This window comes from Amycolatopsis panacis (genome assembly GCF_003600245.1).
Classification (GTDB): domain Bacteria; phylum Actinomycetota; class Actinomycetes; order Mycobacteriales; family Pseudonocardiaceae; genus Amycolatopsis; species Amycolatopsis sulphurea.
This window is the reverse complement of record NZ_QZFV01000041.1, coordinates 1-1589: the sequence shown is the minus strand read 5'-3', so window position 1 is coordinate 1589 and position 1589 is coordinate 1. Positions and strand designations below refer to the sequence as shown.

Here is a 1589-nt window from a genome sequence, read left to right as displayed (position 1 = left end):
CCAGATCAACTTGGTTGATGAGTTCTTCGTATTTGTGTCAAGTTTCAGGGTGCGGGCTTGAGGCGGGCGTGGTTGATGTAGTCGTCGACGTGGTGGTTGAGGGTGCGCAGGGCTTGCCGCAGCGGTGGTGGTGCTTGGGGTTGGTCGGCGGCGGTGAGTGGGATCAGGAGCCGGTTGTAGATCTTGGTGTAGAAGACGGCGATGCGGATCCCGTTGTCGGTGAGGACGTAGCGGTTGGTGTGCGGGAGGCGGTGGATGAGGCCGGTCAGGCGCAGGCGGCGCAGGTCGTAGGTCATCTGGCCGGGGCGGTAGTCGCTGCCGAGCAGCCCGGCGATCAAGACACGAAGGTTCTTGTTGGTGAAGCCGGTTGCGGTGAGCAGCGTCTGGCAGAGCGCGCCGGTCAGGGCCATGACCCGAGGATCACCGAACCGCAGGGCCGGGGTCCTGCGCCCCGCCGTGTCGACGGTGGGGTGCGCGATCCGCTCAAAGGCTGCTCTCGCGAGGACACAGCCCTGGCCGGCGTGTTCAGCATCCAGGATCCGGCGGTTGACCGCACGGGCCTTGGCCTGCAGGTCGTCCAGGTTCGGCAGGCGGGCGTTGCAGCCCAGGTCACGGGGTGTGTTGATGACGGTCTCGATCCGCATTGCGCGGCCGTCTTTCAAGTACTGCTTGATGCGGGAGTGTTTGTAGAACGCGTTGACCACGACTCCGCCGTTGTCGCGGCGGTCGATCGCGGTGCGGAAGACTCCTTTCGTGTCCTTCCGGATCCGGCGCCCGAAGATGATCTCGATGTTGTGCGGGCGGCCGAGGTCGAGGTTGTCGGCGATCAGCGCCTCGAAGAATCCTCGGGCGTGGCGGGGTGCGTCGAAGATCAGGGTGCGGGAGATCTCGACCTGGCGCATCGAGGTTTCCCACCAATAACCGGCATCCCGGTCGGCCTGGGTGAACGGCAACGGCAACCGGGAGAACCAGCGCTGGCAGAAGACATTGATGACACCGGAGCCGAGCCGGTCGCAGATCGCCTGCAGCGCAGCCGGATCGTCGGTGGCGGCGAAGCCGTTGGACAGTTCGGTGAATCCGATCCCGGCATGGGTGGCTTGGCGTTTGGCCCATTCGTGGCCGTTGAGCCAGATCTTGGCCGGGTAGGGGAAGTAGGTGCAGACCTTGATGAACGCCGGGCCGAAGTCGGTGTCCCACAGATAGAAGTAGTAGCAGGACACCCGCCGGTTTCCGCCTTGGTGAACCACCATTGCCACGCCCCGCTCGGGCTCTCGCGTTGGTAGGCGCTCCAGACGCGTTGAAACTCTTGCGCGACACCGATCGCGGCGATCCCCGAGCGTCCGGTGGCGGCCTGGCGGTCCAGGTGCGGGCGCATCAGCTCGAGTTTGCCGCCGACATCGTTCTTGCCGAACCGGACCCACGGGATGTTGTTCTTCGTGGCGAACGTCGTCACGGCCTGCCGGAACCGGTCGCCGATCTGTTTGAACAACGCCGGAGACGGAAACGGATACCCCAGATGATCGGCGAGGAACGCGACCACCTGCGCTGAGGTCTGCAACCTCGGCACATAGGCGTTGAGATAGATCCGG

General features: G+C 64.6%; 2 protein-coding genes. One reads left to right on the top strand and one right to left on the bottom strand.

Features of this window, described 5'->3' with window-relative positions:
• Nucleotides 1–44: 44 nt before the first annotated feature.
• A complete protein-coding gene (locus tag D5S19_RS03220; protein WP_199730321.1) occupies nucleotides 45–1250 on the bottom strand; it encodes a hypothetical protein in 1206 nt (401 codons plus the stop codon).
• 56 nt (nucleotides 1251–1306) lie between these two features.
• Between D5S19_RS03220 and D5S19_RS32310 the strand changes: the two genes are divergently transcribed.
• Nucleotides 1307–1549, top strand: a complete 243-nt coding sequence (locus D5S19_RS32310; protein WP_199730320.1) for a hypothetical protein — start codon at nucleotides 1307–1309, stop codon at nucleotides 1547–1549.
• Nucleotides 1550–1589: the final 40 nt, after the last annotated feature.